Origin of the sequence: Serratia sp. CY37869 (assembly GCF_052168895.1) — a bacterium.
GTDB lineage: Bacteria > Pseudomonadota > Gammaproteobacteria > Enterobacterales > Enterobacteriaceae > Serratia > Serratia ureilytica.
Genome location: NZ_JBJNLU010000001.1, coordinates 1,271,560 through 1,298,518, shown reverse-complemented (window position 1 = coordinate 1,298,518; position 26,959 = coordinate 1,271,560). Strand labels below are relative to the sequence as shown.

At 59.5% G+C, this 26,959-nt stretch carries 24 protein-coding genes, 1 pseudogene and 1 other annotated feature; of the genes and pseudogenes, 12 read left to right on the top strand and 13 right to left on the bottom strand.

What is annotated here, in order from left to right; genetic code table 11:
* Positions 1–25: 25 nt before the first annotated feature.
* From acnA to topA, 5 genes are all read right to left on the bottom strand, one after another.
* Positions 26–2,698, bottom strand: a complete 2,673-nt coding sequence (acnA, locus tag ACJ8J1_RS06265) for an aconitate hydratase AcnA (protein WP_033643259.1) — start codon at positions 2,696–2,698, stop codon at positions 26–28.
* Positions 2,699–2,921: 223 nt separating this feature from the next.
* Complete coding sequence (locus ACJ8J1_RS06260) at positions 2,922–3,158, bottom strand: hypothetical protein (RefSeq protein WP_050594450.1); 237 nt, start codon at positions 3,156–3,158, stop codon at positions 2,922–2,924.
* A gap of 100 nt (positions 3,159–3,258) precedes the next feature.
* On the bottom strand, positions 3,259–4,233 hold the full coding sequence (gene cysB / locus ACJ8J1_RS06255; protein ID WP_004930690.1) for an HTH-type transcriptional regulator CysB: 975 nt from the start codon (positions 4,231–4,233) through the stop codon (positions 3,259–3,261).
* Between the two features lie 221 nt (positions 4,234–4,454).
* On the bottom strand, positions 4,455–4,589 hold the full coding sequence (locus ACJ8J1_RS06250) for a hypothetical protein (RefSeq protein ID WP_255201708.1): 135 nt from the start codon (positions 4,587–4,589) through the stop codon (positions 4,455–4,457).
* Positions 4,590–4,594: 5 nt separating this feature from the next.
* Positions 4,595–7,192 (bottom strand): type I DNA topoisomerase, encoded by a 2,598-nt coding sequence (gene topA, locus ACJ8J1_RS06245; RefSeq protein ID WP_015378045.1) that lies wholly within the window; start codon positions 7,190–7,192, stop codon positions 4,595–4,597.
* Between the two features lie 427 nt (positions 7,193–7,619).
* On the opposite strand from topA, the gene ACJ8J1_RS06240 reads away from it, so the two are divergent.
* A complete protein-coding gene (locus tag ACJ8J1_RS06240) occupies positions 7,620–7,871 on the top strand; it encodes a YciN family protein (RefSeq protein WP_033643262.1) in 252 nt (83 codons plus the stop codon).
* Between the two features lie 50 nt (positions 7,872–7,921).
* Here the strand turns inward: ACJ8J1_RS06240 and sohB are convergent, their stop codons facing one another.
* A complete protein-coding gene (sohB, locus tag ACJ8J1_RS06235; RefSeq protein ID WP_033643263.1) occupies positions 7,922–8,968 on the bottom strand; it encodes a protease SohB in 1,047 nt (348 codons plus the stop codon).
* 359 nt (positions 8,969–9,327) lie between these two features.
* On the opposite strand from sohB, the gene ACJ8J1_RS06230 reads away from it, so the two are divergent.
* The gene (locus tag ACJ8J1_RS06230) at positions 9,328–10,089 is read left to right on the top strand and encodes a YciK family oxidoreductase (protein ID WP_033643264.1); all 762 of its coding nucleotides are present in this window, start codon (positions 9,328–9,330) and stop codon (positions 10,087–10,089) included.
* 13 nt (positions 10,090–10,102) lie between these two features.
* Entirely contained in the window at positions 10,103–10,693 is a 591-nt protein-coding gene (gene cobO, locus ACJ8J1_RS06225) for a cob(I)yrinic acid a,c-diamide adenosyltransferase (protein ID WP_033643265.1), read from the top strand.
* Positions 10,694–10,732: 39 nt separating this feature from the next.
* Here cobO and rluB read toward each other — a convergent pair whose 3' ends face one another.
* The 5 genes from rluB to rnm all read right to left on the bottom strand — a co-directional run bounded on the left by rluB (position 10,733) and on the right by rnm (position 14,768).
* Positions 10,733–11,638, bottom strand: coding sequence for a 23S rRNA pseudouridine(2605) synthase RluB (gene rluB / locus ACJ8J1_RS06220; protein WP_033643266.1), 906 nt, complete (start codon positions 11,636–11,638; stop codon positions 10,733–10,735).
* A 159-nt stretch (positions 11,639–11,797) separates the two neighbouring features.
* Positions 11,798–12,595 (bottom strand): alpha/beta fold hydrolase, encoded by a 798-nt coding sequence (locus tag ACJ8J1_RS06215; RefSeq protein ID WP_033643267.1) that lies wholly within the window; start codon positions 12,593–12,595, stop codon positions 11,798–11,800.
* Between the two features lie 148 nt (positions 12,596–12,743).
* A complete protein-coding gene (locus ACJ8J1_RS06210) occupies positions 12,744–13,103 on the bottom strand; it encodes a Rap1a/Tai family immunity protein (protein ID WP_016927523.1) in 360 nt (119 codons plus the stop codon).
* Between the two features lie 115 nt (positions 13,104–13,218).
* On the bottom strand, positions 13,219–13,839 hold the full coding sequence (locus tag ACJ8J1_RS06205) for an L-threonylcarbamoyladenylate synthase (protein WP_033643268.1): 621 nt from the start codon (positions 13,837–13,839) through the stop codon (positions 13,219–13,221).
* A gap of 47 nt (positions 13,840–13,886) precedes the next feature.
* Positions 13,887–14,768: an RNase RNM gene (rnm, locus tag ACJ8J1_RS06200; RefSeq protein WP_033643269.1), complete on the bottom strand. Its 882-nt coding sequence runs from the start codon at positions 14,766–14,768 to the stop codon at positions 13,887–13,889.
* A gap of 252 nt (positions 14,769–15,020) precedes the next feature.
* Positions 15,021–15,124: a sequence feature (Trp leader region), on the top strand.
* A gap of 24 nt (positions 15,125–15,148) precedes the next feature.
* Between rnm and ACJ8J1_RS06195 the strand changes: the two genes are divergently transcribed.
* The 6 genes and pseudogenes from ACJ8J1_RS06195 (at position 15,149) to ACJ8J1_RS06170 (ending at position 22,243) form a co-directional block, all read left to right on the top strand.
* Complete coding sequence (locus tag ACJ8J1_RS06195) at positions 15,149–16,711, top strand: anthranilate synthase component 1 (RefSeq protein WP_033643270.1); 1,563 nt, start codon at positions 15,149–15,151, stop codon at positions 16,709–16,711.
* Positions 16,711–18,307 (top strand): annotated as a pseudogene (gene trpD, locus ACJ8J1_RS06190) (bifunctional anthranilate synthase glutamate amidotransferase component TrpG/anthranilate phosphoribosyltransferase TrpD). Before ACJ8J1_RS06195 ends, trpD begins: the two are co-directional and overlap by 1 nt.
* A 3-nt stretch (positions 18,308–18,310) precedes the next feature.
* Entirely contained in the window at positions 18,311–19,672 is a 1,362-nt protein-coding gene (gene trpCF, locus ACJ8J1_RS06185; protein WP_169539684.1) for a bifunctional indole-3-glycerol-phosphate synthase TrpC/phosphoribosylanthranilate isomerase TrpF, read from the top strand.
* Between the two features lie 41 nt (positions 19,673–19,713).
* On the top strand, positions 19,714–20,904 hold the full coding sequence (gene trpB, locus ACJ8J1_RS06180) for a tryptophan synthase subunit beta (protein ID WP_033643274.1): 1,191 nt from the start codon (positions 19,714–19,716) through the stop codon (positions 20,902–20,904).
* Positions 20,904–21,710, top strand: coding sequence for a tryptophan synthase subunit alpha (gene trpA, locus ACJ8J1_RS06175; RefSeq protein ID WP_047574957.1), 807 nt, complete (start codon positions 20,904–20,906; stop codon positions 21,708–21,710). The genes trpB and trpA overlap by 1 nt, the downstream gene beginning before the upstream one ends.
* 218 nt (positions 21,711–21,928) lie before the next feature.
* Positions 21,929–22,243 carry a BON domain-containing protein gene (locus ACJ8J1_RS06170; protein WP_016927515.1) on the top strand — a complete coding sequence of 105 codons (315 nt, stop codon included), beginning with the start codon at positions 21,929–21,931 and terminating at the stop codon, positions 22,241–22,243.
* Between the two features lie 44 nt (positions 22,244–22,287).
* On the opposite strand, the gene ompW is transcribed toward ACJ8J1_RS06170, so the two are convergent.
* Positions 22,288–22,920, bottom strand: a complete 633-nt coding sequence (gene ompW, locus ACJ8J1_RS06165) for an outer membrane protein OmpW (RefSeq protein WP_019452715.1) — start codon at positions 22,918–22,920, stop codon at positions 22,288–22,290.
* Positions 22,921–23,206: 286 nt separating this feature from the next.
* On the opposite strand from ompW, the gene ACJ8J1_RS06160 reads away from it, so the two are divergent.
* Both ACJ8J1_RS06160 and ACJ8J1_RS06155 read left to right on the top strand, forming a co-directional pair.
* A complete protein-coding gene (locus tag ACJ8J1_RS06160) occupies positions 23,207–23,647 on the top strand; it encodes a YkgJ family cysteine cluster protein (RefSeq protein ID WP_033643277.1) in 441 nt (146 codons plus the stop codon).
* Positions 23,648–23,681: 34 nt separating this feature from the next.
* Positions 23,682–24,434: a YciC family protein gene (locus ACJ8J1_RS06155; protein ID WP_033643278.1), complete on the top strand. Its 753-nt coding sequence runs from the start codon at positions 23,682–23,684 to the stop codon at positions 24,432–24,434.
* Between the two features lie 51 nt (positions 24,435–24,485).
* Here the strand turns inward: ACJ8J1_RS06155 and ACJ8J1_RS06150 are convergent, their stop codons facing one another.
* Positions 24,486–26,189, bottom strand: coding sequence for a SulP family inorganic anion transporter (locus ACJ8J1_RS06150; RefSeq protein WP_033643279.1), 1,704 nt, complete (start codon positions 26,187–26,189; stop codon positions 24,486–24,488).
* Positions 26,190–26,410: 221 nt separating this feature from the next.
* On the opposite strand from ACJ8J1_RS06150, the gene ACJ8J1_RS06145 reads away from it, so the two are divergent.
* Entirely contained in the window at positions 26,411–26,950 is a 540-nt protein-coding gene (locus ACJ8J1_RS06145; protein ID WP_033643280.1) for a septation protein A, read from the top strand.
* Positions 26,951–26,959 lie beyond the last annotated feature (9 nt).

The window sequence follows — 26,959 nt, the reverse complement described above, 5'->3', positions numbered from 1 at the left end:
TGCGGCGCCCTTTTTACTGCCCGATTTACAGCATTTTCCTGATTACGTAGTGCAGGATGCCGTCGTTTTCGTAGTAGGTCAGCTCATTGCCGGTATCGATGCGGCAACGAGTGTCGATCACCTCCTTGCGCCCGTCGGCATAGGTGATATGTACCGGCACCGTCTGGCCCGGCTGCAGCTGTTGCAGGCCGCCGACGCTGATCTGCTCGTCCCCGGTCAGCCCCAGCGTTTTGCGCGTCACGCCCTGCGGGAACTCCAGCGGCAAAATGCCCATGCCGATCAGGTTGGAGCGGTGAATACGCTCGAAGGATTCGGCGATCACCACCCGCACGCCCAGCAGGCGCGGCCCTTTCGCCGCCCAGTCGCGGCTGGAGCCGGAACCGTACTCTTTACCGGCGATCACCGCCAGCGGCACTTGCTCCTGCTGGTACTGCATGGCGGCGTCGTAGATAGACAGTTGCTGCTGCGACGGAATATGGCGGGTATAGCCCCCCTCCACGCCCGGCACCATTTCGTTGCGGATGCGGATGTTGGCGAAGGTGCCGCGCATCATCACTTCGTGGTTTCCGCGGCGCGAACCGTAGGAGTTAAAGTCCTGCGGCGCCACGCCGTGCTCGCTCAGGTAACGCCCCGCCGGGCTGTCGCGCTTGATGTTGCCCGCCGGCGAGATGTGGTCGGTGGTCACCGAATCGGCCAGAATCGCCAGAATGCGCGCGTCCTTGATGTCCTGCACCGGATCCGGCTTCACCTTCATGGTGCTGAAAAACGGAGGATGGCGGATATAGGTAGAATCCTCCTGCCATTGATAGGTCGCCGAACCGGTCACCTGGATCGCCTGCCAGTTGGCGTCGCCATCGAACACTTCGCCGTATTCTTTGTGGAACATCTCGGTGCGCACTTCTTCCACCGCCTGAGCAATGTCCTGGCTGCTCGGCCAGATGTCCTTCAGGTAGACCGGTTGACCGTCATTGCCCTCGCCCAGCGGCTCTTTGGTCAGATCGATCTTCATGCTGCCCGCCAGCGCATACGCCACGACCAGCGGCGGTGAGGCCAGCCAGTTGGTTTTCACCAGCGGGTGGATGCGCCCTTCGAAGTTACGGTTGCCCGACAGCACCGCGCCCACGGTCAGATCGCCCTCTTTGATCGCCTGCTCGATAGGATCCGGCAGCGGCCCGGAGTTGCCGATACAGGTGGTACAGCCATATCCCACCAGGTTGAACCCCAGTTCTTCCAGATAAGCGGTGAGCTTGGCGCTGTCGAAGTAGTCGGTCACCACTTTGGAACCCGGCGCCAACGACGTTTTTACCCAAGGCTTGCTGCGCAGCCCTTTCTTGACGGCGTTTTTCGCCAGCAGGCCAGCCGCCATCATCACGCTCGGGTTGGAGGTGTTGGTGCAGGAGGTGATCGCCGCGATCACCACCGCGCCGTCGTGCAGCTCGTGCTGCTGCCCATCCAGCGTAAAGGGTTTGCTGTCTGCCTTGGTCTTGTGGCCGCCGATATCCAACTCGGTAGCGGCCCTGAACGCCTGCGGCACATTCGGCAGCGCAACGCGATCCTGCGGGCGTTTCGGCCCGGCGAGGCTGGCCTCGACCGTCGACATATCCAGCGCCAGCGAGCTGGTGAATACCGGCTCATCCCCCGGGTTGCGCCACATGCCCTGCGCCTTGGCGTAGGCTTCCACCAGCGCGATTTGTTCGGCGCTGCGGCCGCTGAGTTTCATGTAGCCGAGCGTGACGTCATCTACCGGGAAGAAACCGCAGGTGGCGCCGAACTCCGGCGACATATTGGCGATGGTCGCCCGGTCCGCCAACGGCAGATCGGCCAGGCCGTCGCCGTAAAACTCGACGAACTTGCCAACAACGCCGTGCTTACGCAGCATTTGAGTGACGGTCAGCACCAGGTCGGTGGCAGTAATGCCCTCGCGGAGCTTGCCGGTCAGCTTAAAGCCGACGACGTCCGGGATCAGCATCGACACCGGCTGGCCCAGCATCGCCGCTTCCGCTTCGATACCGCCGACGCCCCAGCCGAGAATGCCCAGGCCGTTGATCATGGTGGTGTGGGAATCGGTGCCCACCAGCGTATCCGGATAGGCCACGCGGCGACCGCTTTCGTCGCTGTGCCACACCGTTTGGCCGAGGTATTCGAGGTTGACCTGGTGGCAGATGCCGGTGCCCGGCGGCACCACGCGGAAACGGTTGAAGGCTTTCTGCCCCCAGCGCAGGAAGGTGTAGCGCTCGTGATTGCGCTGCATTTCGATACGAACGTTGTCTTCGAAGGCGTTGTCATCGCCGAATTCATCGACGGTAACCGAGTGGTCAATCACCAGATCCACCGGTGACAGCGGGTTCACCTGGTCGACATTGCCGCCCAGCCGCCGCACCGCTTCACGCATCGCCGCCAGATCCACCACCGCCGGAACGCCGGTAAAATCCTGCATCAGCACGCGCGCCGGACGGTAGGCGATCTCACGGTCAGCATGGCCGGTTTGCAACCAGGCGACGATGGCCTTGAGGTCGTCAACCTGCACGGTATCGCCATCCACATGGCGCAGCAGGTTCTCCAACAGCACTTTCATTGATTTCGGCAACCGGTCGATATCACCCAGCTGCTTCGCCGCCAGCGGCAGACTGTAGTAGTAATATTCGCTATTCAGCGCAACCAGCTTATCCAGACTTGTTTCACGAAGATCGGACGACATAGCTCCTCCATTTCTTATTGTGATTAAAACAGGGTAATCAGTGAGGTCTTGTTTAAAGATACCACAAAGATAAGTTAACGTTTTGATAACAACACGATTTGATCACAGCGATAGGTGAGAACAATCAAGAAGAAGGAAGTGCGAGCGCAGCCAAGGGGTTAGGCCACGCGTCAACGAAAACGCCGCAACGAGGCGGCGTTTTGGCAGCAAGAATCTCGCGGCTTTAGCGGGGTTTGCGCACCAGGCGGCGACATACTGGGAGCACAACTGCAGCAATGATAGCAGAGACACCCAATTTAATGGCAATGACAGCCGAGTCGAAATTATTCATCCCTATTTCACCATCACCGCTAATTTCTATGTTGTTGGAAACGAAGCTGTCGAAAATTCCGTCTGGCAGGTAGCGCAACAACAAAAAGGTTAGCAACAAGAACAGAACAATCCAGAGACTTTTTTTCATTGTGATACCACGCATTTACTGTAATCAGTACGGATTTCCGGGCTAAAAAAAACCCGGTTAGGCAGGCGCCTAACCGGGATTGATTTGATATCGTCGATGGTTACTTAATTGGCAGTTTGATGTCCTTGAACATCGCTTCGATCTCTTCGTTGGAGCGCAGCGCCACCGCGCTGTCTACCACATCGCGCGTCAGGTGCGGCGCGAAGCGCTGAATGAAGTCGTACATGTAGCTGCGCAGGAAGGTGCTGCGGCGGAAACCGATCTTGGTGGTGCTGTAGGTGAAGATATCACGCGCATCCACCGTCACCAGATCCGGATCCTGCACCGGATCCACCGCCATGCTGGCGATCACCCCCACCCCCAATCCCAGACGCACGTAGGTTTTGATCACGTCGGCGTCGGTGGCGGTAAAGACAATGCGCGGCGTCAGGCCGGCGCGGTTGAAGGCGGTATCCAACTCCGAACGCCCGGTAAAGCCGAAGGTGTAAGTGACGATCGGGTAAGCCGCCAGCTCTTCAATGCTGATGCTGCTTTTGCCCGCCAAAGGATGATCGGGCTTCACGACTACCGCGCGGTTCCAGTGGTAGCACGGCAGCATAATGAGATCGTCGTACAGGTGCAGCGCTTCGGTAGCGATGGCGAAATCTGCGGTCCCTTTGGAGACCGCTTCGGCGATCTGCGTCGGCGAACCCTGATGCATGTGCAGCGAGACGCGCGGGTAACGCTCGATGAAGCCTTTAATTACGTTGGGCAAGGCGTAGCGGGCCTGGGTATGCGTGGTGGCGACGTACAGCGAGCCTTTGTCCGGGTAGGTGTGTTCACCGGCGACGGCTTTAATGGCGTCGACCTTGGACAGCACTTCACGCGCGATGCGAATGATTTCCTGGCCGGCCGGGGTGACCTGGGTCAGGTGCTTGCCGCTGCGGGCGAAAATCTGGATGCCCAGCTCATCTTCGAGCATGCGCACCTGTTTGCTGATGCCGGGTTGAGAGGTATAGAGCCCTTCTGCCGTCGAGGAGACATTCAGGTTGTGGTTAACCACTTCCACAATGTAACGAAGCTGCTGCAATTTCATATCTTATACCATCCTAGGTTAAACACTGCGGCTTACCCGCAGCCAGGTATATCGGTGTCGCCCCGGTATGCTGAAACTCACAAGCCATAAACCCCGTGTTCTACCCTGATGGTGAAGAAAACGCCGTTGTTAATAAGCTTTAATAATAAAAAAACTTTTTATATAACCACTATACCACGATGCAGCTTCAAGTATAGATCCGCGTCACACTATGATAACGATTATTTTGCATGGGTATCAACGTGAAACGGCGGTGTCGGAGGGATAAAAACAGCAAAGGATAGATCCGTTTGCCCCTTTTCACCAATAAAAAAACCAGCCGCCAGGGCTGGTTTTTCATCTTGCGGGCAGGACATCGGCCTTACTTCTTGCCTTCGACCCACTTGCCGTCCACGTAGAACGCGGACCAACCGGTCGCCTTGCCGTCTTTTTCAGAGGAGACGTACTGCTGCTTGGTTTTACGGCTGAAACGCACCAGCGTTTTGTTGCCTTCGGCATCCGCCACCGGCGCATCGGCCAGGTAGCGCAGTTTCTCCGGCAGACGATCCTTGAAGCGAGCCAGTTCTTCCACCAGCGGCGCGCGGGTCTCGCGCGATTTAGGGAAGGTGTTGGCCGCCAGGAACACGCCGGCAGCGCCGTCACGCAGCACGAAATAGGCGTCGGACTTCTCGCACGGCAGCTCCGGCAACGGCACCGGATCTTCCTTCGGCGGCGCGACATCGCCGTTACGCAGGATCTTGCGGGTGTTTTTGCAGTTCTCGTTGGTGCAGCCCATGTACTTGCCGAAACGCCCCATTTTCAGGTGCATTTCCGAGCCGCACTTGTCGCACTCCACCACCGGGCCATCATAGCCTTTCAGACGGAACTCGCCCTCTTCGATCTCATAGCCGTCACACGCCGGGTTGTTACCGCAGACGTGCAGCTTGCGCTGGTTGTCGATCAGATAGCTGTCCATCGCCGTACCGCATTTCTGGCAGCGGCGGCGGGCGCGCAGCGCGTTGGTTTCCGCGTCGTCGCCTTCGAGGATGTTGAGCACTTCCGCTTCCGGCACCAGGTTGATGGTGGTTTTGCAACGTTCCTTCGGCGGCAGCGCGTAGCCGGAACAGCCGAGGAAGACCCCGGTGCTGGCGGTACGGATGCCCATCTTGCGGCCGCAGGTCGGGCAGTCGATGCTGGTCATCACCATCTGGTTAGGCCGCATGCCGCCTTCTTCCGGATCCTTCTCCGCCGTTTCAAGCTGCTCGCTGAAATCAACGAAGAATTCGTCCAGCACCGCTTTCCACTCGGCCTGGTTGTTGGCGACCTCATCGAGGCCGTCTTCCATGCGGGCGGTGAAGTCATAGTTCATCAGCTCGCGGAAGTTTTCTTCCAGGCGATCGGTGACGATCTCACCCATTTTCTCGGCATAGAAACGGCGGCTTTCCACCCGCACATAACCGCGATCCTGAATGGTCGAGATGATGGAGGCGTAAGTGGACGGACGCCCGATGCCGCGTTTCTCCAGCTCTTTCACCAGCGAGGCTTCGCTGTAGCGCGCCGGCGGCTTGGTGAAGTGCTGGCTCGGGATCAGTTTCTGCAGATCCAGCTCGCTGCCGATTTCGACGAACGGCAACGTGCGATCTTCATCGCCTTTGCGCAGAGCCGGCATCACCTTGGTCCAGCCGTCAAAGCGCAGCGTACGGCCCTTGGCGCGCAGTTGATAATCGCCGGCTTTCACCGTCAGCGTGGTGGAATCGTATTGCGCCGGCGTCATCTGGCAGGCAACGAACTGGCGCCAGATCAGCTGATACAGCTTCTGCGCGTCCGCTTCCATGTCTTTCAACTGCTCGGCGAGCACGTTCACGTCCGAAGGACGGATCGCTTCGTGTGCTTCCTGCGAATTCTCTTTGCTGCTGTACTGATTCGGCGCTTTCGGCAGGTATTTATCGCCGAAGTTGTCGCCGATGTAGCCACGCACCATGTTGAGCGCATCCTGGCTCAGGTTGGTGGAGTCGGTACGCATATAGGTAATATGGCCGGCTTCATACAGCCGTTGCGCCATCATCATGGTTTTCTTCACGCCGAAGCTCAGGCGGGTGCTGGCGGCCTGTTGCAGCGTGGAGGTAATGAAAGGCGCGCCCGGCTTGCTGCTGGTCGGTTTGTCTTCGCGATCCAGCACCGTGTAGCGGGCTTTTTCCAGCAACTTGACCGCGGCGTGCGTCTGCTCGCGGTTGACCGGCTTGAACGGTTTGTCGTGCGCATGTGTCACTTCCATCTGCAGCGCGGTTTCACCCTTCGCCAGCAGATCGGCATGCAGCTCCCAGTACTCTTCCGGCACGAACGCCTTGATGTCGCGTTCGCGCTCAACCACCAGACGCACCGCCACCGACTGTACGCGGCCGGCGGACAGGCCGCGGGCGATTTTTTTCCACAGCAGCGGCGAGACCATATAGCCCACCACGCGGTCCATAAACCGGCGCGCCTGCTGCGCGTTGACGCGGTCAATGTTCAGCTCGCCCGGCTGTTTGAACGCCTGTTGGATCGCGTTTTTGGTGATTTCGTTAAACACCACGCGGCTAAAGCGTTTGTCATCCCCACCGATCACTTCCCGCAGGTGCCAGGCGATGGCTTCCCCTTCGCGGTCAAGGTCGGTTGCGAGATAAATGTGGTCGGCGTTTTCCGCCAACGATTTTAACTCGGCGACCACTTTTTCTTTACCCGGCAGGATTTCATAATGCGCTTTCCAGCCGTGGTAAGGGTCGACGCCCATGCGATTTACCAGCGCCGCCTTCTCATCTTTTTTAACTTTTTTCTTGGCTTTGTCTTCGGTTGAGTCAGCGCTCTTTTTGCTGGCTGAGCCACTGGTCGGCAAATCACGGATATGACCGACGCTGGACTTCACCACGTAGTCACTTCCTAAATATTTATTAATAGTTTTGGCTTTTGCCGGGGACTCAACTATTACGAGAGCTTTACCCATATTTACCTTTACCTAATTTATTTCTTCTAAAAAGAAGTCTTTTATCTCGCCGTGCCGCGGCAATTCGTGTCTCTTTTTTTATATTGCGGCAGTCTGGCAAGAGATCAACAGATTTTTTTCTTTTGGTTGCCCAACTGCTCAACCTAAACGCAAGTTGTTGATCCTGCCTGCTATTCACCCATGCCCCAGAAGTATGGCTGCGTGATTTTTATTCATGGCGTAAACAAAACCTTCCACCCGACGCCGCAAAATCCCACACTGTACCTGATAAAAAGCGTCACGCAACCTAATTAGCACGGAAAGGCAGATTTCGCCAACCGGCCGCCGCCCATGGCCATCCAGACGGCAAATAAACCTTAGTCGGTTTGCGGATAAAAGCGAACCGGCGTTAGAATATGCGCAGCGTTTTTTGTTTGGAGTCTAATAAATGTACAAGAATACTGCACCTATCGGCCGCGAGGCCCTGCTGGCGGAAGCAAATAACATTATCCGCCAACACGAAGATTATCTGCACGGCATGATCGCCACCGACGTTGAACAAAAAAGCGGCGTTTTAGTTTTTCGCGGCGAATACTTTTTAGATGCCGATGGATTGCCCACCGCCAAAACCACCGCCGTATTTAATATGTTTAAACATTTGGCTCACCTGCTTTCGGAAAAATACCATTTGGTCGATTGAGAAAACAAAACGGGGGCGCCTGGCCCCCGTTGATTCCTGCTCTTCTCGCCTTACAACAACGGCTTTTCCCCGCGCTGCCACCAGCGCAACAGCAAACGATCGACGCTTTCCGCCGCGCTGCCGGTGAAACGATCCATCAAACGTTTACGACGCGCATAGCGCACGGCGATCACTTCGTGGTTATCCAACTCGGCGATCAACAAATCGTCGCTGGTGCCGATGGCGTCGATCAGGCCTTTCTCTTTGGCCTGGGTCCCGAACCAGTGCTCACCGGTGGCGACGCTGTCGATGTCCAGCGACGGGCGCTGCTCGTGCACGAAGCGTTTGAACAGCTCGTGCGTTTCGTTCAGATCTTCGCGGAACTTCTCGCGCCCCTGCTCGGTATTTTCACCGAACAGCGTCAGCGTACGTTTAAACTGCCCGGCGGTATGCAGCTCCACGTCGATGTCGTTCTTCTTCAGCAGGCGGTGGAAATTCGGGATCTGCGCCACCACGCCGATGGAACCGATGATGGCGAACGGTGCCGCCACGATGCGATCCGCGACGCAGGCCATCATGTAGCCGCCGCTGGCCGCCACTTTATCCACCGCCACCGTCAGGCGGATGCCGCCTTTGCGCAAGCGCTCCAGCTGCGAAGCCGCCAGGCCGTAGCCGTGCACCACCCCGCCCGGGCTTTCCAGACGCAGCAGGACTTCATCCTGCGCCGAGGCCACCGCCAGCACCGCGGAGATCTCTTCGCGCAGCGACGTCACCTCGTGCGCATCCATGCTGCCCTTGAAGTCCAACACGTACAGGCACGGCTTGGCCACTTCCACCGCGCCGGATTTGGCGCGCTGCTTCTTCAATTTGTCATCAGATTTGGTCTGCTTCTTGAACTGTTTCAGCCAAATCTTTTGCTCGGCAGTATCCATACGCGCCAGGCGCATATCGCGCTGCATTTCGCGATACTGCTCACCGAGATCGGTCAACTGCAGCTCCCCTTTCTGACGGCTCTTGCGTTGCCCCAGACTGACCGCCAGGATGGCCAACGCGGCGATGGCGAGCACCACCGTGGCGACCTTGGCCAGAAACAGGCCATAAACAGATATAAACTCCACAGATTCCGCCTTTATTTACAGGTTGTTAGTATGATTCTTTCCATTTTAGCCAACCGCAGCGCCTGCTGTCGCGGCTAAATGAAAATTCATTGCGTTCTGCACGTCACTATGGGGACGATTCAAGGCCGAACCAAGCCGCCGCCGCGCCGCTTTTGTTACAAAAGAATGTCATTTCAGCCTGCTACGCATTGAAAATGCGTACGGATTAAGGCATATAACACCCATTATTCATCAATATGATGAGACAGATTCGCTGCGCGGCCCGCAGAAGGTCGAGCTCTCGCTCCCGCCCTGGCCGCGCGTTTCACCCTTGCTCCCCACGATACGCGGGAGAACAGCCACCCAGGCGAGGATTTATCGTGCATTACCAACCCAAACAAGATCTACTCGAACAACGCATTATTTTGGTCACCGGCGCCGGAGACGGCATCGGCCGCGAAGCGGCGCTGACCTACGCTCGCTTCGGCGCCCAGTTAGTGCTGCTGGGACGCACCGAGAGCAAACTGCTGGCGGTACAACAAGAGATCGCGGCCCAGGGCGGCGCCCCGGCCCTGGTGGTCACGCTCGACTTGCTGCACGCCACGCCGGAGCAATGCCGGCAGATAGCCGACGATCTGGCGCGCCAAATTCCGCGCCTGGACGGCGTGCTGCACAACGCCGGCCTGCTGGGCGACATTGCGCCGATGGCCGACCTGTCGATAACCATGTGGCAAGAGGTGATGCAGGTTAACGTCAACGCCACCTTTATGCTGACTCAGGCGCTGCTGCCGCTGCTGCTGAAATCCCACGCCGGGTCGCTGGTGTTCACCAGTTCCAGCGTCGGGCGCACCGGCCGCGCCGACTGGGGCGCTTATGCGGTGTCGAAGTTCGCCACCGAAGGCATGATGCAGGTATTGGCCGATGAATACAAAAATCGTAATTTGCGGGTAAACTGCATCAATCCGGGCGGAACTCGCACCAAAATGCGCGCATCCGCCTTCCCGCACGAAGACAAAAACAAGCTGAAAACCCCGGCTGACATCATGCCGCTGTACCTGTATCTGATGGGCGAGGACAGCCGGCGAAAAACCGGCATGAGCTTCGACGCCCAGCCGAACCGCAAACCCGGCGCGGCCGAATAATAAGGAGCGTTTCATGGCGGAAGATCGTCATCAACAGCGCCAGCAGCGCCTGAAAGAACAGGTCGATGCACGCATCGCCGCGGCGCAGGACACCCGCGGCCTGCTGCTGGTGTTTACCGGCAACGGCAAAGGCAAAACCACCGCCGCCTTCGGCACCGTCACCCGCGCGGTCGGTCACGGCATGCGCGCCGGGGTGATCCAGTTCATCAAGGGCGAGTGGCCCAATGGCGAAAAGAATCTGCTGCAGCAACATGGCGTTGAATTTCAGGTGATGGCTACCGGCTTCACCTGGGAGACGCAGAACAAGGCAGGCGACACCGCCGCCTGCCAGGCGGTGTGGCAGCACGGCAAACGCATGCTGGCCGACAGCGGCCTGGATCTGGTGCTGCTGGACGAAGTGACCTACATGTTGACCTACGGCTATCTGGAGCTGGAAGAGCTCAAAGAAGCGCTGCGGCAGCGCCCTGCGCACCAAACGGTGATACTGACCGGGCGCGGTTGCCATCGCGAGCTGCTGGAAATGGCGGATACGGTTACGGAGATGCGGCCGGTGAAACACGCGTTCGACGCGGGCATCAAGGCGCAACAGGGGATCGATTGGTAACAAAACGTTCTGGCCCCGAACGGGGCCAGAATGACGGGATTAGCTGCGTTTGCTCGGTTTGCCCGATTTACTCGGTTTGCTGCCCGGCGCACTGCGACGGCCGCTGCCGGCCACCTGCGAGTGACGCTTGACCGCGCGACGGATTTGGTTAGCCTTCACGCGGCGGCGCTCACGCTCCACCGGCATCTTGCTGACCGTTTCCGGTTTCAATTCAACCAGCTCGCGCAGGTAGTTGATCGCCGGCAGATCCAGCTCGGCCCAGCCGCCGCGCGGCAGGCCTTTCGGCAGATCGATATCGCCGTAGCGTACGCGGATCAGGCGGCTCACCTGCACGCCCACCGCTTCCCACAGGCGACGCACTTCACGGTTGCGGCCTTCGGTCAGGGTCACGTTGTACCATTGGTTGAGGCCTTCACCGCCCTGGAAGCTGATGGTGCGGAACGCGGCCGGGCCGTCTTCCAGTTGCACGCCTTTGCTCAGCTGCTTCACTTTCGCATCGTCGACCTGGCCAAACACGCGCACCGCGTACTCGCGTTCCACTTCACGGCTTGGGTGCATCAGACGGTTGGCCAGTTCGCCATCGGTGGTGAACAGCAGCAGACCAGAAGTGTTGACGTCCAGTCGCCCTACCGCCACCCAGCGCGAACCGCGCAGCTTCGGCAAGCGATCGAACACCGTCGGGCGGCCTTCAGGATCGCTGCGGGTACACAGCTCACCTTCCGGTTTGTAGTAAGCCAGCACGCGGCAGACCACCTCTTCGGACTCTTTGATCGACAGGACATGACCATCCAGACGAATTTTCATCGCCGGGGTCACTTCAACGCGATCGCCCAGCTTGGCGACCTTGCCGTCGACGCTGACGCGCCCGGCTTCAATCATGGTTTCGATTTCACGACGCGAGCCGTGCCCGGCGCGCGCTAATACTTTCTGTAACTTTTCGCTCATTGAGCAACCTCTAATGTCGCCTTCACAGGCGTCGGGGGGATAACCGCCGCGGCCAATCGCCGCAACGGTAATAATACGTTTATCAAGATCGAACCGCGCATTATACAGGCTTTCTAAGGTGTTGAAACCCACTTTATCGGCGGTGCCCCCAAGCGGCGTTCACGGCGCCAAGAAGTCCTCCACCGCCCTCAGCACCGCGTCGGGCCGCTCCAGAATGCCGAGGTGAGTGCGGGCCTCTTCTAAACGCGCCACGGAGAAAAACGGCCGCTCGGCGGCAAATGCCTGCTGTTGCCGCAGATAGTCATCGCGGCGATCCAGCGAGTAAATATGCCGGCACGGCGGCGGCGCGCTCATTCCCGCCAGGCGTTGCAGCGGCGAGCCGAACTGCCGGTAGGCCTGTTCGATGGCCACGCCGGCGGCGCGCCAGAGCCGGTCATCTTCCTGCGCCATCTCGACCTCCAGATGGCATTTGACCCGATCGTGGCGGATGCCGCCCTGCCAGAAGTCGAACAAGGCGTCGCGCGCCGCCAGCCACTGCTGCGGCTGCTGCATGCGGCTCACCGCCGCAAAGAACGCTGGCTCCGGCTGCGTCATGATCCAATCGAGAAACACCATGCCCTGCACCTGCTGCGGCAACGCCTCGGCCAACGCCACCGCCAACCAACTGGCGTGCGCCACCGACAGGGTGATCACGTTGTCCAAACGCAGCGCCGTCAGCAATTGGCGCACATCCTCCAGCAAATCGTCCGCCGTCAGCGACATCTCCGCCGCTTTTGACGACAGGCCGTGGCCACGCCAATCGATGCTGATCGTCCGATAACCGTCGGCCGCCAGCGCGATGAACGGCTCAAACACGGTTTTCGGTTCGCACCAGCCGGGCAGCAACACCAACGTGAGCGGCCCTGAGCCGATATCCTGATAATCGAGCGTCATGTTGGCACTGTGAAATGCGGTCATATTACCTCCTGCGCGTCTCTCCCCGACCCGTTCGGGAATTACCGACGGGCTAAGGGTGACAGCGCAGCAGGTCATGATCTATTGAAGTTCGTGCGGAAAAGACCCGAGCGCACCTTATGAAAAAATGCGCACTTATTGGAATGGGAATTTAATGGCGCACGCAGGGATAGGCGGCGCTCAACGCCAGCATAATCACCGACGGTGCGGAATAATGCAGTTGCTCGGGATGTTCGTTCAAGTACTGCATTACCGCGTCGGCGGCTACGCCGATGCTCATTCCGGCCTCTGGGCAGATATTGCGATTGCCCTGCATGGAATAGGTATCGAATACGCCGGCGACGTATCCCATAAACATGCCGCCATTCAGCGCTTCGGCCACGGTGGCTTCACCGCTTTTATTTTTTACGTAACCGCCGGATTCCGCCAGCAAACCGCTGCCCGAATAAAAACCCGCATTCGCCATTGAGGAAAATAATAAGGCCGCTAAAAAAGAAACCTGTTTAATCATTGCTGCGCATCCTGCCCATTATCAATTCTGAAGTCTTCAAGAATAGCGGCTTTCACGCGAAATAGCGTCGCTTCAGCCGTTTTTCAGACAATGGGCAAGGTGGCAATATTTTACATCAGCGGAAAGGCGCCGCGTCACCGGCGCCTTCGCGCACCACTTCCGGCGAGGATTCGGTCAGATCGATAACCGTGGTCGGCTGTTGGCCGAGGAAGCCGCCGTGGATCACCAGATCGACCACCTTGCCCAAATGATCGCTGATCTCTTCCGGATCGGACTCGGCGAAATCATTGCCCGGCAGCATCAGCGTGGTGGACATCATCGGTTCGTTCAACGCCTCCAACAGCGCCAGCGCGATCGGGTTCGACGGCACGCGCAGGCCGATGGTTTTGCGCTTTTCATTCATCAGGCGGCGCGGCACTTCTTTGGTCGCTTTCAGAATGAACGTGTAGTTGCCCGGCGTATTGTTTTTGATCAGACGGAACGCCGTATTATCGACGTGAGCATAGGTCGACAACTCGGACAGATCGCGGCACATCAGGGTAAAGTTGTGGTTGCCGTCCAGCTGACGGATGCGGCAAATGCGCTCCATCGCCGCCTTCTCTTCCAGCATGCAGCCCAGCGCATAGCCGGAATCGGTGGGATAGACGATCACCCCCCCTTTGCGCAGCACCTCTACCGCCTGGTTGATCAGGCGCGGCTGCGGGTTGTCCGGGTGAATATAAAAAAGCTGACTCATGACTTGCTCCTAAAATAATGCCCGCGCGCGTTGCCACGCGCGTAAAATCAGACCGCCTGGCCCGGCTGCGGCCAATCGCGCCACACCGGCTCGACGCCGCCCGGCAGCCACAGCTTGCGCCCCAGTTCGATCCACGAGCAAGGTTGATGGAAATCAGAGCCTTGCGAGGCCAACAGGCGGTAGTCTTGCGCGTATTTCGCCAGCTGAGTGCGCTCATGCGGCGCCTGCTGACACTGCGCCACTTCCATGGCGTCGCCGCCGTGTTCGGCGAAATGCGCCAGCAAGCGTTTCAGCCATTTCGCGGTCAAATCGTAACGGCCCGGGTGCGCCATCACCGCCTGGCCGCCCGATTGATGAATCGCATCAATGGCTTGTTCTATTGTACACCACTGCGGCGGTACATAGCCGGTTTTCCCCTTGGCCAGGTATTTCTTGAACACCTGAGCCATATTGTCCGCCACACCGATCTCCACCAGGTAACGGGCGAAATGGCCGCGGGTCACCGCGCCGGCTCCGGCCAGGCGCTGGGCGCCGGCATAGGCGTCGGGAATACGCGCCTTGCCCAGCCGCACGCCGATCTCCTGCGCCCGCCGGTTGCGGCGTTCGGTTTGTTCCGCCAACAGCGCCACCAGCGCCGGATGCGCGACGTCCATACCCAACCCAACAATATGGATTTCATGATTTTCCCACAGCGTCGAGATTTCCACTCCATTGACCAACCGCAACGGCAACACCTGCTCCGCGATGGCGGCGGCGGCCTCGGCCAGCCCGGCGGTCGTGTCGTGATCGGTGATCGCCAACACCCCCACGCGCATCTCTACCGCCCGCTGCACCAGCTGCGTCGGCGTCAGGTAGCCGTCGGAGGCGGTCGTATGGCTGTGGAGATCGTACAGGGTAAAAGCGGTGGATTGAGGGTTACTGTCTGTCAAAACGGCTATCCGGCAATGGCTTGGTTTTCTATCATACCTGCGATCGGCGGCCGGACGGAAATCTATTCTGCCCCGGTTGGGCGCGCGGGCGGGATGATGAACAGAATTCACGCTGACCGCTAAAACATTGTACAAAAAGGGGGTTGACTTTGCCCTCGCGAACCAGTTAACTAGTACACAAGTTCACGGCAGTGGCCGTGTCGGATGAGAGTTAACAAAGAGAGTCTGCAAATGAACACATACATTTCTCTTCACGGTTGGTGGCGTACCTCCCTCTTGCGGGCGGTGTAATCGCGCATAGCTGTCATCTGACAATGCAGATTTCCTGAGCCCGCACCTGATGCGGGCTTTTTTATGGACAGAATTCACTGGAACCACCGATGATGAACATCAAACCACAATTGACATTACTGAAGGCGCAGGCCAGTTACCGGGGCGATCCCACCACCCTTTTCCACCAGCTGTGCGGCGCCCGGCCGGCCACCCTGCTGCTGGAGTCGGCGGAAATCAACAGTAAACAGAATCTGCAGAGCCTGCTGGTGATCGACAGCGCGCTGCGCATCACCGCGCTGGGTCACACCGTCAGCGTGCAGGCGCTCACCGCCAATGGCGCGGCGCTGCTGCCGCTGCTGGACGAAGCGCTGCCGCCCGAGGTCAGCATTCAGGCGCGCCCAAACGGCCGCGAGCTGACCTTCCCGGCGATCGACGAGGTGCAGGACGAAGACGCGCGCCTGCGCTCCCTGTCGGTATTCGACGCGCTGCGCACGCTGCTGACCCTGGTCGACTCCCCGGCGGACGAGCGTGAAGCCGTGATGCTGGGCGGCCTGTTCGCCTACGATCTGGTCGCCGGTTTCGAAAACCTGCCGACGCTGCGCCAGGATCAACGTTGCCCGGACTTCTGCTTCTATCTGGCGGAAACCCTGCTGGTGCTGGATCATCAACGCGGTTCCGCCCGATTGCAGGCCAGCGTCTTCAGCGAGCAAGCGAGTGAAATACAACGCCTGCAGCAGCGTCTGGCGCAATTGCAGACCGAATTGAAACAAACCCCGCAGCCAATCCCGCACCAAAAGCTGGAAAACATGCAGCTGAGCTGCAACCAGAGCGACGAAGAGTACGGCGCGGTGGTCAGCGGGCTGCAGGAAGCGATCCGTCACGGCGAGATTTTCCAGGTGGTGCCGTCGCGCCGCTTCTCCCTGCCGTGCCCGGCGCCGCTGGCGGCCTACCAGACGTTAAAAGACAACAACCCCAGCCCGTACATGTTCTTCATGCAAGATGACGAGTTCACCCTGTTCGGCGCTTCGCCGGAGAGCGCGCTGAAATACGACGCGGGCAATCGCCAGATCGAAATCTACCCGATCGCCGGCACCCGCCCGCGCGGCCGCCGAGCCGATGGTTCACTGGATCTGGATCTCGACAGCCGCATCGAGCTGGAAATGCGCACCGACCACAAAGAGCTGGCCGAGCACCTGATGCTGGTCGATCTGGCGCGCAACGATCTGGCGCGCATCTGCCAGGCCGGCAGCCGCTACGTGGCCGACCTGACCAAAGTGGATCGCTATTCGTTCGTCATGCACCTGGTTTCCCGCGTGGTGGGCACCCTGCGCGCCGATCTCGACGTGCTGCACGCCTACCAGGCCTGCATGAATATGGGCACCCTGAGCGGCGCGCCCAAAGTGCGGGCGATGCAGCTGATCGCCGCCTCCGAAGGCACGCGCCGCGGCAGCTACGGCGGCGCGGTAGGCTACTTTACCGCCACCGGCGATCTGGATACCTGCATCGTCATTCGCTCAGCCTACGTCGAAGACGGCATCGCCACCGTGCAGGCCGGCGCCGGCGTCGTGCTGGACTCCATCCCGCAGGCGGAAGCCGACGAAACCCGTAATAAAGCCCGTGCCGTGCTGCGCGCCATCGCCACTGCGCACCATGCCAAGGAGGTGTTCTGATGGCCGATATCCTGCTGCTCGACAACGTCGACTCCTTTACCTACAACCTGGTCGATCAGCTGCGCGCCAGCGGCCACCAGGTGGTGATTTACCGTAACCAGATCGCCGCCGAGGTGATCATCGAGCGTCTGGCGCAGATGGAACAGCCGGTGCTGATGCTGTCGCCGGGCCCCGGCGCCCCTTCCGAAGCGGGCTGCATGCCGGAACTGCTGCAACGCCTGCGCGGCCGGCTGCCGATCATCGGCATCTGCCTCGGCCACCAGGCGATCGTCGAAGCCTATGGCGGCCAGGTCGGCCAGGCGGGGGAAATCCTGCACGGCAAAGCCTCGGCGATCGTTCACGACGGTGAAGGCATGTTCGCCGGCATGGCCAACCCGCTGCCGGTGGCGCGTTACCACTCGCTGGTCGGCAGCAACATCCCGGCCGATCTGACCGTCAACGCCCGGTTCGGCGAGATGGTGATGGCGGTACGCGACGATCGCCGCCGCGTATGCGGCTTCCAGTTCCACCCGGAATCGATTCTGACCACCCATGGCGCGCGCCTGCTTGAGCAGACCCTGGCCTGGGCGCTGGCGAAGTCATAAAAGGAACACGACGATGCAACCTATCCTTGAGAAACTGTACCGCGCTGAATCGATGAGCCAGCAGGAAAGCCAACAGCTGTTCAGCGCCATCGTGCGCGGCGAACTGGAGCCGAGCCAACTGGCGGCGGCGTTGATCAGCATGAAAGTCCGCGGCGAGCGCCCGGAAGAGATCGCCGGCGCCGCCAAAGCGCTGCTGGAAGATGCTCAACCGTTCCCGCGCCCTGACTATCTGTTTGCCGATATCGTCGGCACCGGCGGCGACGGCACCAACAGCATCAATATTTCCACCGCCAGCGCCTTTGTGGCGGCGGCGTGCGGCGCGAAAATCGCCAAACACGGCAACCGCAGCGTCTCCAGCCGCTCCGGCTCTTCGGATCTGTTGGCGGCATTCGGCATCCGCTTGGATCTGCCGGCGGAAGAGGCGCGCAAGGCGTTGGACGATCTTGGCGTGTGCTTCCTGTTTGCGCCGCAGTACCACACCGGCTTCCGTCACGCCATGCCGGTACGCCAGCAGTTGAAGACCCGCACGCTGTTCAACGTGCTGGGCCCGCTGATCAACCCGGCGCGTCCGCCGCTGGCGCTGATCGGCGTTTACAGCCCGGAACTGGTGCTGCCGATCGCCGAAACCCTGCGCGTGTTGGGCTATCAGCGCGCGGCGGTGGTTCACGGCGGCGGCATGGACGAGGTGGCGATCCACGCCCCGACGCACGTGGCGGAATTGAACAACGGCGAAATCTGCAGTTATCAGCTTACCCCGCAGTCCTTCGGATTGGAAACCTATCCGCTGGAGGCCTTGCTGGGCGGCACGCCGGAAGAAAACCGTGACATTTTGGCGCGGCTGTTACAAGGTAAAGGCGAGCCGGCGCACGCTGCGGCGGTCGCGGCCAACGTCGCGTTGCTTCTGAAGTTATTCGGACATGAAGACCTGCGCCAAAATGCGCGGCAGGCACTGGATATGATCAACAGCGGGCAGGCCTATGAGCGTGTCATCGCACTGGCGGCAAGAGGATAAATGATGCAGGAAACCGTGCTACACAAGATTGTCCGCGACAAAGCGCAATGGATCGCGGCGCGACAACAGCAACAGCCCCTGGCCGGCTTTCAGAATGACATCGTACCGAGCGAACGCAGCTTCTACCACGCGCTGCAGGGCACCCGTACGGCTTTCATTCTCGAATGCAAGAAGGCCTCGCCTTCCAAGGGGCTGATTCGCGAGAACTTTGATCCGGTGGAGATCGCCACGGTCTATAAAGATTTCGCCTCGGCGATCTCGGTGCTGACCGACGAGAAATACTTCCAGGGCAGCTTTGATTTCCTGCCGCTGGTGAGCAAAACCGTCAGCCAACCGGTGTTGTGCAAAGACTTTATCATCGACCCGTATCAGATTTACCTGGCGCGCTACTATCAGGCCGACGCTATCCTGCTGATGCTGTCGGTGTTGACCGACGAACAGTACCGCCAGCTGGCGGCGGTGGCCCACAGCCTCAATATGGGCGTGCTGACCGAAGTGATCAGTGAAGAAGAGCTGCAGCGGGCGATCGCGCTGGAAGCCCGCGTGGTCGGCATCAATAACCGCGATCTGCGCGATCTGAGCATCGATCTGGACCGCACCCGGCAGTTGGCGCCGCGCGTGCCGCATGGGGTGACGGTGATCAGCGAGTCGGGCATCAACAATTACGGGCAGATCCGCGAGCTCAGCCACTACGCCAACGGTTTCCTGATCGGCAGCGCGCTGATGTCGGAACCCGATCTGCGCGCCGCCGTGCGCCGTGTGATCCTGGGCGACAATAAAGTGTGCGGCCTGACTCGCCCACAGGACGCCGCCGCCGCGTATCAGGCCGGCGCCATCTACGGCGGATTGATTTTCGTCGGCCGCTCGCCGCGCTATGTGGATATCGTCCGCGCCCGCGAAGTCATTTCCGGCGCGCCGCTGAAGTACGTCGGCGTCTTCTGCGACGCCCAGCTTGATACCGTGGCGCTGACCGTAGAGCGCCTCGGTCTGCAGGCGGTGCAACTGCACGGCGCGGAGGACCAGGCCTATATCAGCGCCCTGCGCGCCCGCTTGCCGGCCGATTGCCGCATCTGGAAAGCGCTGAGCGTGAAAGAACAGGTGCCGGCGCGCGATCTGCAGCATGTCGATCGCTATCTGCTGGACAACGGCGCAGGCGGCACCGGCCAACGCTTCGACTGGTCGGTATTGCAAGGCGAAGATCTGACCAACGTTATGCTGGCGGGCGGTCTGCGCGCCGACAACTGCGTCGAAGCGGCCAAGCTCGGCTGCGCCGGGCTGGACTTCAATTCCGGCGTGGAAAGCGAACCGGGTATCAAAGATCCCGCGCGCCTGGCCTCGGTCTTCCAAACCCTGCGCGCTTACTGAATACGGCTCTACATTAATAACGGATAATGACGGGAACTCTCATGACGCTGCTTAACCCCTACTTCGGCGAATTTGGTGGTCAATACGTACCGCAAATTCTGATGCCGGCCCTGAAACAACTCGAAGAAGCCTTTGTCAGCGCTCAGCGCGATCCGGCGTTTCAGGCGGAATTCATCGATCTGTTGAAGAACTACGCGGGCCGCCCTACGGCGCTGACGCTGTGCAAAAATCTCACCGCCGGCAGCAACACTAAGCTCTATCTGAAGCGGGAAGATCTGCTGCACGGCGGCGCGCACAAGACCAACCAGGTGCTGGGCCAGGCCCTGCTGGCCAAGCGCATGGGCAAAACCGAGATCATCGCGGAAACCGGCGCCGGCCAACACGGCGTCGCGTCGGCGCTGGCCTGCGCGCTGCTCGGCCTGAAATGCCGTATCTATATGGGCGCCAAAGACGTTGAGCGCCAGTCGCCGAACGTGTTCCGCATGCGGCTGATGGGCGCGGAAGTGATCCCGGTGCACAGCGGCTCCGCCACGCTGAAAGACGCCTGCAACGAAGCGTTGCGCGACTGGTCCGGCAGTTATGAAACCGCACACTATATGCTCGGCACCGCGGCCGGCCCGCACCCGTACCCCACCATCGTGCGTGAATTCCAGCGCATGATTGGCGAAGAGACCAAAGCGCAGGTGCTGGAGCGCGAAGGCCGCCTACCGGATGCGGTCATCGCCTGCGTCGGCGGCGGCTCCAACGCCATCGGCATGTTCGCCGATTTTATCGATAACGCCGACGTTGGGCTGATCGGCGTGGAACCCGCCGGTCTGGGCATCGAAACCGGCCAGCACGGCGCACCGCTCAAGCATGGCCACGTCGGCATCTATTTCGGCATGAAGGCGCCGATGATGCAGACCGCCGAAGGCCAGATTGAAGAATCCTATTCAATCTCCGCCGGGCTGGACTTCCCGTCCGTCGGGCCGCAACACGCCTACCTGAACAGCACCGGTCGCGCCGAATACGTGTCGATCACCGACGACGAAGCGTTGGAGGCGTTCAAAGCGCTGTCGCGCCATGAAGGCATCATCCCGGCGCTGGAATCTTCACACGCCCTGGCGCACGCGCTGAAAATGATCCGTGAAACGCCGCAAAAAGAGCAAATCCTGGTGGTCAACCTGTCCGGCCGCGGCGACAAAGACATATTTACCGTTCACGACATTTTGAAAGCACGGGGAGAAATCTGATGGAACGTTATCAGCAACTGTTCACGCGTCTGGAAAGCAGCAAGGAAGGCGCCTTCGTCCCGTTCGTGACGCTGGGCGATCCTAATCCGGCGCTGTCGCTGCAGATTATCGACACCCTAATCGAAGCCGGCGCGGACGCGCTGGAGCTGGGTATCCCCTTCTCCGATCCGTTGGCGGATGGCCCAACCATCCAGAGCGCGACGCTGCGTGCCTTCGCCGCCGGCGTTACGCCGACCCAGTGTTTCGAGCTGCTGGCGGCCATTCGTCAGAAGCACCCGACCATTCCCATCGGCCTGCTGATGTACGCCAATTTGGTGTTCCATAAAGGCATCGATGCTTTTTACCAACGCTGTGCGGAAGTGGGCGTGGATTCAGTGTTGGTCGCCGACGTGCCGTTTGAAGAATCGGCGCCGTTCCGCGCCGCGGCCGTGCGCCACGGTATCGCGCCCATCTTCATTTGCCCGCCGAACGCCGATGACGATCTGCTGCGTGAAATCGCGTCGCACGGTCGCGGCTACACCTACCTGCTGTCGCGTTCCGGCGTCACCGGCACCGAAAGCCGGGCGCAGTTGCCGCTGCATCACCTGGTGAACAAGCTGCGCGAGTATCACGCCGCTCCGCCGCTGCAGGGCTTCGGCATCTCCGAGCCCGAGCAGGTGAAGGCTGCGCTGCAGGCCGGCGCCGCCGGCGCCATCTCCGGATCGGCAATCGTCAAAATCATCGAACGGCACCATGCCAACCCGGCGGAAATGCTGACCAAGCTGGCGGCCTTCGTCAGCGCGATGAAACACGCGACCCGCGCGTGATCCCCTTCGGCGAGCGCCTTGCCGGCGCTCGCCTTAACAGCTTGTTTCCCCTAAAAGTTTGTTCTATTTATTTACAGCAAAAATTTGAACAAACCCGCGTCTTGTCTCACAATAAACATTGTTCGCTATGCATTTCTTCGTTTGATTTGGGGAATGCGCTCGCTGCGGCGAAAAAACCGCATCGAATTTCAACCATAACATTGCATGGAGAGTAATTTATGAAGCTGTTTAAAACCCTTTCGGCCTTGTGCATGGCAGCCGTTGTGGCGGTCGCGGTGAGCGCTTGCGCACCGACGGCGAAATCAGAGGGAACAGGCGGTTATATCGATGACACCGTGGTCACCACCAAAGTGAAATCGGCGCTGCTGGCGGATAAAAACATCAAGTCGCGCGAAATCAGCGTGGAAACCTTTAAAGGACGCGTGCAGTTGAGCGGCTTCGTGACGTCAAGCGATGACGCCAACCGTGCGGTGCAGGTCACACGCGGCGTGGCCGGCGTGAAATCTGTTGAGAACGTCATGCAGGTTAAATAATACCGACACAGGGAGGCGCAATGCCTCCCTGTTTGCGGCCTTCATCAGAAGCGATAACCCGCCCCAAACATAAACACCCACGGATCCAAACGCGTATCGAAGCTGTGGTGCCCACCGTTCGCGTCGTTGAAACGCGTTTTGGTTTCGATGTTCATCCACCACACCGACATGTTCAGCATCCAGTGCTCATCCAGGTTGTAATCCAGACCGGCCTGTGCCGCCACGCCCCAGGAGTCTTTCAGATCGAGGTTGCTCAACCCGGCGCTTTTGCCGTAGTCGTTGAACTTCTCGTCGAAGAAAGTGGTGTAGTTAACGCCGACGCCCAGATAAGGACGCAGTTTGTCCTGCTTGTCACCGAAGTAGTATTGCGCCATCAGCGTAGGCGGCAGTTGATGAACGGTCGCCAGATCGGTGCCGCCCAGGGTAACCTTGTGGCGGAACGGTGTCGCGGCCAACAACTCAACGCCGATGTTGTCCGTCACCATATAACCGAAGGTCAAACCGAGCTGGGTATTGTTTTTCGCATCCAGCGATCCCAAACCCAATACGTTGTCCGAGCCCGCATTTGGACGCACCGTCGCGGTGCCCGCACGGAACAGGAAATCACCGGCCTGATGCGCACTTGCCAACATAGGCGCCATCATCGTCGCCAATACCACCAGAGTTGTCTTTTTCATTATCCATTCCATTTGTGTGGTTAATCTCTCGAGGGGGAATATACCTACTTTCGGGTATTTGTGATCCCATCGAGATCACATCTTATGTGTAAAATTTTAAAATCCCACCAAAAACAAGGTTACCTAACCGCTTAATAAATCAAGGATTGATCTGCATCAAAAAAACGATTTTGTTGCAAATTATCTGCATGTTCAAATTTCAGTTGCGGAAAAAAATACGGCTGAGGTAATTTCATCTTCCGTGTTGGTTTTGGTTGGTGCCGTGAGGAGTCGGCGGGCAATCAAGATGAGCGAAATCCTTAATCCCTGTGTCAGCTGCGGCGCATGCTGCGGTTATTTTCGAGTGTCATTCTATTGGGCCGAGGCCGAAGACGGCGGCGGCACCGTTCCCCTTTCCCTGACGGAGCCTCTGACCCCGTTCCTGCGCTGCATGCAGGGGACCAACAGCAAGTCTCCGCGCTGCACCGCGCTGGACGGCGAGATTGGCAAAGCCGTGTCGTGCTCGATTTATCTTAATCGGCCAAGCCCGTGCAGAGAGTTCGATCAGTCCGGTGAAAACGGCCTGCGCAACGAAGCCTGCGATCGCGCTCGAGAACGCTACGGCCTGCCCCCCTTGCCGGTGCCCTTGCCGCTGTCGCTGCCTGAGACGACGATCGTTGAAGAAATAGACGTAGTGCAATTCGCGGGGTGCCACAGCGGCGTGGAACAGGGTACAATCACCCACTGATTTATCTCTGTTTTCTCGACGCCAAGGAGTCTGCATGCCTATCACGGCCAACGCTTTGTACCGTGACAGTTTTAACTTTTTACGCAATCAACTGGCCAGCATCCTGATGCTGGCGCTGTTGACGGCGTTTATCTCGGTGCTGCTGAACCAAGCTTTCAGCCCCGATGCCGAACAGTTGGCGACGCTGGCCGCCTCCACCAGCGATTTCGCGTCGTCGACCGGCATGGGCATTCAGGACGTGATCCAGCAGATGACGCCGGAACAGCAGATGGTGTTGCTGAAAGTGTCGGCCGCCGCCACATTCTCCGCGCTGGTCGGCAACGTGCTGCTGGTCGGGGGGATGCTGACGTTGATCCGTCTGGTGTCTCAGGGGCAACGCACCAGCGCCCTGCGCGCGCTCGGCGCCTCGGCGCCCGATCTGCCGCGCCTGCTGCTGCTGCTGTTTATCTGCACCTTGCTGATCCAGCTCGGCCTGACGCTGTTCGTGGTGCCGGGCGTGATCATGGCTATCGCCTTCGCGTTGGCGCCAGTGATCGCCTCCGTCGACAAGAAAGGCGTCTTCGCTTCGCTCAAGCTGAGCAGCAAATTGGCCTTCGCCAATGCGCGCGTGATTGTGCCGGCGATGATGCTGTGGTTGGCGGCCAAGCTGCTGGTGCTGTTTTTAGTGAGCCATCTGTCAGTGCTGACGCCGAACGTGGCCAGCGTCGTGCTGACCGCGTTAAGCAACCTGGTCTCCGCCCTGCTGCTGATCTATCTGTTCCGTTTGTATATGCTGCTGCGCGGCTAACGCCGACGCAACCAAAACCCAAGGGGCACGCTTCGGCGCGCCCCTTTTTGTTTACCCCACCGCGGCGGCTTCCGCCTGTTCCTTACTCTGAATCAGCTTCAGCGCCAGATAGAGATCCGGCACCAAAATCAGCTCCTTGTCCCGCCCCAACCGATTGATGCGGAACCAGCGCGTCAGTTCAGTGCGGCGCCCGGCCAGCACCAGTTTGACGTTACGCTGCAACAGATCGCGTTTCAGTTCGTCGATGGCCGCCAGCACGCTGATATCGGCATGGGTAAAGCTGGCCACCGCGTCCACCACCACCCAGCGCGGCTGGAATGGCGTACTGTCGACCAAATTGAGAATGCGGCGTTTGAAGTAGGCCACGTTGAAGTAGGTCAGCGGCGAATTGAAGCGATACATCATGACGCCGGGCACCGCCTTCACCCCATTGTTGTTGCCCATGGAATGGATCATGCCTTCGTCGTTAACGCCCAGCAGCTGTTCCGTCGGCCGAAAGACGGTGTGCAGAAACTGCATCAGCCCCAGCAATACCGCCAGCCCGATGCCGCTGATCACCCCGACCAACAAGACGCTGAGGAAGGTAAATATCGCCAGGCGAAAAGCCTGCGCGTTGCGGCGGCGCAAGATCCAGATGCCGCGAAAATCCAGCAGCGACCAGGCCGCATACATCAGCACCACGCCCAATCCCGCCACCGGAATAAACTGCAGCGGCGCCATCAGGAACAGCAAGACGAAAGCGATCACCGCGGCGGCGATGATCGACACGAGCTGGCTCTTGCCGCCGTTGGCGTCATTCACCGCGGTGCGCGAATCCGCCCCGCTGATGGCGAAGCCTTGCGACAATGCGGAGACGATATTCACCATCCCCAGCGCGCGAAACTCAGCGTCAGCGTTGACCTCATAGCCATTTTTGGCCGCGAAACTGCGGGCGGTCAGCATCATGCTGACAAAGCTCACGACCGCCAGGTTGAGCGCCGGGATCACCATGTCGCGCAGCAGCCCGGGCTGAAAGTCCGGCCACTGGACGATCGGCAACACGCCGCTGAAACCGCCCACCGTCACCACGCCATACTGCTGCAATCCGCCCGCCCAGGTGACGAACGCCGCCAGCACGATGGCGAACAGCGGCGCCGGCCAGTTAGGCCGCCATTTTTTAAATCCGAGCAGCGTCACCAGCGTCAGCAAGGACACCGCCATCGTCAGCCAGTCGCTGTGCAACAGGTTGGCCGGCAGCGCGTAGATGCGCTCGATCAGCTGCGCCGGGCGCACTGTGAACCCCAACACCTTGCCGATCTGATCGACGATGATGGTCAGCGCCACGCCGTTCAGCAGCCCGCTGAGGATCGGCCGCGACAGCAGATCCGCCAGCGCCCCCAGCTTGAACCGGCTGGCCAACAGGCACCAGCCGCCCATCATCGCGGTCATCATGATGGTCAACTGCCAATGGCGTTCCATATTGCCCGCCGCCAGCGGCGTCACCACCGCGGCGATCACCGCACAGGTGGCGGCATCGGGCCCGACGATCAGCTGGCGTGACGAACCGAACAGCGCATAGGCCACCATCGGCAAGATACAGGAATAAAGCCCCACCACCGGGCTAACCCCGGCCAGTTCGGCATAGGCGATGGCCACCGGCAAGGCGACGGCGGCGACGGAAAGACCGGCGCGCATATCCGGTTTGAGCCAACTGCGTTGATAGCCCAATAAATGCGTCAAACCAGGCGTCAGGGCCTGGAGAGATTTCCACTGCATGCTGTTTTCCGCGGTAAATTATCTGGTTATTATGGCACTTACTATGCGATCTGCGGCCAGCGCTGGCAATGCGCCCGTGCTTTCTTGCGTAAGTTTATGCAAATTCCTGCTTTCGCGGCAGAAATCCGCCGGCCAAACGCCGATAATCGGCAGCGCCCGGCGGTACACAGAACTCGCCGAATCCGGTATAGTCGGCCGATGAACAGATGATGGATTGATTTATGAAGCAGTTTCTTGATTTCCTCCCGTTAATTGTCTTTTTCGCTTTTTACAAGCTGTACGACATTTACGTCGCTTCCGGCGCATTGATCGTCGCCACCGCGCTGGCGCTGGTGTTCACCTGGGTGAAATACCGCAAGGTCGAGAAGATGACGCTGATCACCTTCCTGATGGTGCTGGTGTTCGGCACCCTGACGCTGGTGTTCCACAACGATTTATTCATCAAGTGGAAAGTGACGGTGATTTACGCGCTGTTCGCGCTGGCGCTGCTGATCAGCCAGTGGGTGCTCAAAAAGCCGCTGGTTCAGCGCATGCTGGGCAAAGAGCTGACGCTGCCGGACAAAGTGTGGAGCAATCTCAACCTGGCCTGGGCGCTCTTCTTCCTGGCCTGCGGCCTGGCGAACATCTATGTCGCCTTCTGGCTGCCGCAAAGCGTCTGGGTCAATTTCAAAGTCTTTGGCCTGACGGTGCTGACGCTGGTATTCACCCTGCTCAGCGGCATCTATATTTACCGGCACATGCCGGCAGAACAGAAAAAATAGTTACAAATT

Excerpts from the sequence above, each read along its gene's own strand:
- cobO (WP_033643265.1), top strand. The coding sequence starts at position 10,103 with ATGGCGGAAGATCGTCATCAACAGCGCCAGCAGCGCCTGAAAGAACAG.
- ACJ8J1_RS06210 (WP_016927523.1), bottom strand. The coding sequence starts at position 13,103 with ATGATTAAACAGGTTTCTTTTTTAGCGGCCTTATTATTTTCCTCAATG.
- trpB (WP_033643274.1), top strand. The coding sequence starts at position 19,714 with ATGACGCTGCTTAACCCCTACTTCGGCGAATTTGGTGGTCAATACGTA.
- ACJ8J1_RS06145 (WP_033643280.1), top strand. The coding sequence starts at position 26,411 with ATGAAGCAGTTTCTTGATTTCCTCCCGTTAATTGTCTTTTTCGCTTTT.
- ACJ8J1_RS06170 (WP_016927515.1), top strand. The coding sequence starts at position 21,929 with ATGAAGCTGTTTAAAACCCTTTCGGCCTTGTGCATGGCAGCCGTTGTG.
- trpA (WP_047574957.1), top strand. The coding sequence starts at position 20,904 with ATGGAACGTTATCAGCAACTGTTCACGCGTCTGGAAAGCAGCAAGGAA.
- ACJ8J1_RS06150 (WP_033643279.1), bottom strand. The coding sequence starts at position 26,189 with ATGCAGTGGAAATCTCTCCAGGCCCTGACGCCTGGTTTGACGCATTTA.
- topA (WP_015378045.1), bottom strand. The coding sequence starts at position 7,192 with ATGGGTAAAGCTCTCGTAATAGTTGAGTCCCCGGCAAAAGCCAAAACT.
- ACJ8J1_RS06195 (WP_033643270.1), top strand. The coding sequence starts at position 15,149 with ATGATGAACATCAAACCACAATTGACATTACTGAAGGCGCAGGCCAGT.
- trpCF (WP_169539684.1), top strand. The coding sequence starts at position 18,311 with ATGCAGGAAACCGTGCTACACAAGATTGTCCGCGACAAAGCGCAATGG.
- rluB (WP_033643266.1), bottom strand. The coding sequence starts at position 11,638 with ATGAGCGAAAAGTTACAGAAAGTATTAGCGCGCGCCGGGCACGGCTCG.
- ACJ8J1_RS06205 (WP_033643268.1), bottom strand. The coding sequence starts at position 13,839 with ATGAGTCAGCTTTTTTATATTCACCCGGACAACCCGCAGCCGCGCCTG.
- ACJ8J1_RS06260 (WP_050594450.1), bottom strand. The coding sequence starts at position 3,158 with ATGAAAAAAAGTCTCTGGATTGTTCTGTTCTTGTTGCTAACCTTTTTG.
- ompW (WP_019452715.1), bottom strand. The coding sequence starts at position 22,920 with ATGAAAAAGACAACTCTGGTGGTATTGGCGACGATGATGGCGCCTATG.
- ACJ8J1_RS06240 (WP_033643262.1), top strand. The coding sequence starts at position 7,620 with ATGTACAAGAATACTGCACCTATCGGCCGCGAGGCCCTGCTGGCGGAA.
- ACJ8J1_RS06250 (WP_255201708.1), bottom strand. The coding sequence starts at position 4,589 with ATGTCCTGCCCGCAAGATGAAAAACCAGCCCTGGCGGCTGGTTTTTTT.
- ACJ8J1_RS06160 (WP_033643277.1), top strand. The coding sequence starts at position 23,207 with ATGAGCGAAATCCTTAATCCCTGTGTCAGCTGCGGCGCATGCTGCGGT.
- cysB (WP_004930690.1), bottom strand. The coding sequence starts at position 4,233 with ATGAAATTGCAGCAGCTTCGTTACATTGTGGAAGTGGTTAACCACAAC.
- ACJ8J1_RS06155 (WP_033643278.1), top strand. The coding sequence starts at position 23,682 with ATGCCTATCACGGCCAACGCTTTGTACCGTGACAGTTTTAACTTTTTA.
- ACJ8J1_RS06215 (WP_033643267.1), bottom strand. The coding sequence starts at position 12,595 with ATGACCGCATTTCACAGTGCCAACATGACGCTCGATTATCAGGATATC.
- acnA (WP_033643259.1), bottom strand. The coding sequence starts at position 2,698 with ATGTCGTCCGATCTTCGTGAAACAAGTCTGGATAAGCTGGTTGCGCTG.